Origin of the sequence: Halobacillus sp., from assembly GCF_049282395.1 — a bacterium.
Taxonomy (GTDB): Bacteria; Bacillota; Bacilli; order Bacillales; family Halobacillaceae; genus Halobacillus.
In genome coordinates this window covers 1-3,163 of the sequence record NZ_JBAPTY010000402.1, presented here as the reverse complement: position 1 = coordinate 3,163, position 3,163 = coordinate 1, and the positions used below count along the sequence as shown (strand labels likewise).

Annotated in this window: 3 protein-coding genes; all 3 read right to left on the bottom strand. The window is 41.8% G+C overall.

Annotation, left to right across the window (positions count from 1 at the left end; all coding sequences use genetic code 11):
- On the bottom strand, window positions 1-816 hold an 816-nt coding region (locus tag WAM07_RS16870), incomplete at its 3' end, for an aldehyde dehydrogenase family protein (protein WP_422168572.1).
- 234 nt (window positions 817-1,050) lie between these two features.
- Window positions 1,051-2,238 (bottom strand): NupC/NupG family nucleoside CNT transporter, encoded by a 1,188-nt coding sequence (locus tag WAM07_RS16865; RefSeq protein ID WP_422168573.1) that lies wholly within the window; start codon window positions 2,236-2,238, stop codon window positions 1,051-1,053.
- A 250-nt stretch (window positions 2,239-2,488) separates the two neighbouring features.
- Window positions 2,489-3,112 (bottom strand): SafA/ExsA family spore coat assembly protein, encoded by a 624-nt coding sequence (safA, locus tag WAM07_RS16860; RefSeq protein WP_422168571.1) that lies wholly within the window; start codon window positions 3,110-3,112, stop codon window positions 2,489-2,491.
- Between the last annotated feature and the right edge of the window lie 51 nt (window positions 3,113-3,163).

Below are 3,163 nucleotides of genomic sequence, written 5' to 3'. Positions count from 1 at the left end.
GGCAGCAATATTCGCAGCTGCTGCATCCACATCCGCTTCTTTATCTACGATAACAGGTGAATTGTTTCCAAGTTCTAGAATCAATTTATTCAAACCGGTATTCTGCTTCAGCTTCAGGCCAACTTTGGCACTTCCGGTAAAGGTGTACATATTGATTCTCGAATCTTCCATCATTTGATTTCCTACAGTAGAGCCGGATCCGACCACTACATTCAAGAAACCTTTGGGAAGTCCTGCCTCTTCAAATAACTCTGCCAGTTTCAGAGCAGAAATTGGAGTCTTACTCGTCGGTTTCAAAACGACCGCATTTCCGGCAGCAATAGCTGGTGCTATTTTGTGAGCCACCAGATTAATTGGAAAGTTGAACGGGCTAATCGCACCAACTACACCGACAGGCACTTTAATGGTAAAGGCCATTCGATTCTCTGAACCTGGCGCTGCTTCCACCGGAACGCCTTCCCCGTGCACACGTTTTGCTTCTTCCGCCGATAGCTCGACCGTTTGAGAAGCTCGGTCAATTTCGGTGCGTGTCTGTTTCAACGGCTTTCCGGCTTCCATAGTCATATTCTGCGCCAGTTCTTCTTTATTTTCGAGGAGCAGTTCACTAACCCGCTTTAAGATTTCGTAACGTTTATAAGGGCTCATCTGATTATTATTAAACGCCTTCTGAGCTGCCTCAACCGCCTGGTTCACTTCTTTTTCAGAAGCTTTGGCAACTTCTGCATACGTTTCCTGAGTATATTTATTAAGTACTTCTAATTTATCACCCGTATTGATCCATTCTCCATTAATATAAAGTTTATAGTTTTTTACCATTAATGATCTCTCCTTCATATGGAATCTATTACTGTATTTCCTTTATATGTGAACTATAAACGTGGACCTGCGTTGTGCAGGGCCACGAAGAGCGAACCATTTCCAAAATTCTATTTTTCCACACGTAATGAACGAAAACGTGCTTACGCAACCGGGAGCTTATGCTGGAGAGATGCGCAATCTTATATCACACATAAAAAAGCCTGTGCGGGAAATCCGCACAGGCTTTTTAAATTATAAGAAGATACCGGCAATTGTTGCAGAAAGCATAGACCCAAGGGTAGCACCGATTAGAAGTTTCAGACCGAAACCGGATACTCGGCCACCTTTTTCAGCGTCAATTCCTTGAACAGTACCTGCGATGATTCCAATACTTGAGAAGTTCGCGAAACTGGTCAGGAATACAGTTACAATTCCGACTGTTTTTTCGGATACATTTTCAAGCATTCCCTGGAATTCAAGCATCGCTACGAATTCATTCGTTACAATCTTCGTACCCATAATGGCACCAGCATCGACAACTTCTGCCGCTGGAATACCCATAAGCAAGCCGATTGGAGCAATAATATAACCAAGCAGCTGCTGAAGCGTAAAGCCATTAAAGATAGCACCAAAAACAGCATTAGCAAGCTCAAGAGAAGCAATGAACGCAATAAGCATGGAAGCAACAATTAAAGCAATTTTACCGCCATCAAGCGCTCCATTCCCCATCGCTTCAAAGAAGCTTTTCGCATTAGAAACGTCCTGGATATCTACTTCATCTTCCTCTTTAGGAACATTAACCGGCGCAATAATAGAAGCAACAATCAATGCACTAAACATGTTTAACGGAAGAGCAACCAGGATATACTGATCCGGGAGTATTCCTAGGTAAGCTCCAACAATCGAAGCAGAAACGGACCCCATGGCTGATGCACTGACAATGTAAAGACGGTTGTCATTTAAATTATGGAACTGTGATTTAATCGCTATAAGTGCTTCAGACTGACCAAAGAAAATACTATTTACAGCGTTGAAAGATTCTACTTTTGGAAGGCCTGTAATTTTTGATAAGCCCCAGCCCAAATATTTAATGATGAAAGGTAGAATCTTCAAATACGTTAATACTGAAAGAATGGTTGCGAAGAATATAATAAGCAGCAGTACATTAAAGAAGAACACCCCGTTCTCTCCTACTTGTACACCACCAAGAACGAAGTTAACCCCTTCTGTTCCGTATTCAATTAAACGGTTGAACACCCATGATATCCCTTTAATAATTTGCTGCCCCACCGTAGTATTGAACATAAATGCGGTAAGAACTAGCTGAACGGCCAGCATGATTCCTACACCCTTATAATTGATGTTCTTACGGTCATTGGACATAAGAAACGCAATGCCTAAGATAACTGCAACAGCTGCAATACCTAATAATACCCCTATAACATTATTCACTGTTGGTTCCTCCCCTAATATAATGAAATAAAAACGAAAAATGAAAATGCTTTCATAAACATATTCTATCTTGGATTTTAACAGGTTGTCAGACGTCATGCAAGCTGTCTTTCATATACGAAATTTTCACTTAATTCACCTTTATTTTCTTCACAAACCCTAGTGTACGTGACAGAGCATGTTTGAAAAAGAGAAAACCTCCGGTGCTTTTTTCCACCAGAGGCTAAAACTGTTTTATCTATTGAGTAATAAACATTTGGGTCCAGTAATGACCATAGCTTCCGCCGTTAGCATATCCCACACCGATCTGCTTCAGATTCGGATCGAGAATATTTTTTCTGTGCCCGGGGCTGTTCATCCAGCCGTTTACGACTTGTTCTGGCGTACTCTGACCGGCAGCAATGTTTTCCGCTGCTCTGCGATACGATACATTAAAATCTCTCATCATGTTAAAAGGAGAACCATAGGTCGGGGAGTTATGCGAGAAGTACCCCTTTGCCGCCATATCTCTAGACTTATAGCGTGCAACACGAGAAAGCTGCCAATTTTCTTTCAAGGCTGGCAGGCCTTGTTGAGCGCGCTCCTGATTCGTTAAATCAATGACCTGCTGCTCAGTTGACTTTACTTGTCTTTTTAACGGAATCGTCACCCGGTCTCCAGGGTAAATTAAGTCTGGATTATTAAACTGAGAATTGGCGTTTATAATCTCTGAAAGACCAATTTGATAACGCTTGGATATTTTCCATAAGGTATCGCCACTCTTAACCACGTAAGTATCTGTGGCAGCCTGAGTAGTCTGAGGGCTTTGCATAAACATGACGGCTGATAATATAAGGACACCTATCCATAACCATTTTTTCATGTACATTCGCTCCTTTTTGTTCTAATCAGGAGTAGTTTGGCTCAAACCTCT